This is a genomic window from Mycobacterium helveticum, assembly GCF_007714205.1.
GTDB lineage: Bacteria > Actinomycetota > Actinomycetes > Mycobacteriales > Mycobacteriaceae > Mycobacterium > Mycobacterium helveticum.
Map to the genome: position 1 here is coordinate 1 of NZ_VMQU01000346.1, position 609 is coordinate 609.

Here is a 609-nt window from a genome sequence, read left to right on the forward strand (position 1 = left end):
GCTCGACCACGGCGTGGCTTGAGCCCGCGCCGTCGATGGTGACCAGCAGGTTGCGCCGCCACTTGGGCGGGATCGCGGCGATCGCCGCATCGATGATCGCGATGTGATCGGCGGCGGTATTGGACCCGGCGTTGCCCGCACGGCAGATCACCGCTAGCAGCTCCCCGGTGTTGTCGCACCACGCCAACAGCGGATGAAACCCGAAACCGCCCTTGAAATTGCCCGCGGCGTGCTGCTTGTCGCTATGCGATTGGACCAGCGAGGCGTCGATGCGGATCACAATCACCGGACCCAGATCCCCATAACAGGTGCGCGACGGCGGGATCGCGCCATGCCGATCCTCGGTCAACGCCCAAACCCGCTCCCGAACTCTATTGCGTGCTTGCAGGATCCGCGTCAGCGCAGCCTCGTCGATTTCGTTGAGTGATCGCCACATCGTCGGGATCGACCCCACAGCCCCGAACAGGCGAGGCTGATCCCGAAGCACTGCGGTGCCGGCCAGGTTCTGCGCGCCGCCCGCGATCGACACCGCGACGTCGCGTAACACCGCGCCCGATCGTGGGTCACCTCAGGCCGCGACAACGCAGCCGACAAGCCGCTGGTCAGACC

The 609-nt window shown here is 66.5% G+C and carries 1 protein-coding gene; it reads right to left on the bottom strand.

Annotated elements, in window-relative coordinates:
• The coding region (locus tag FPZ47_RS27850) for a transposase (RefSeq protein WP_246133654.1) at positions 1–547 on the bottom strand (547 nt) is incomplete at its 3' end.
• Between the last annotated feature and the right edge of the window lie 62 nt (positions 548–609).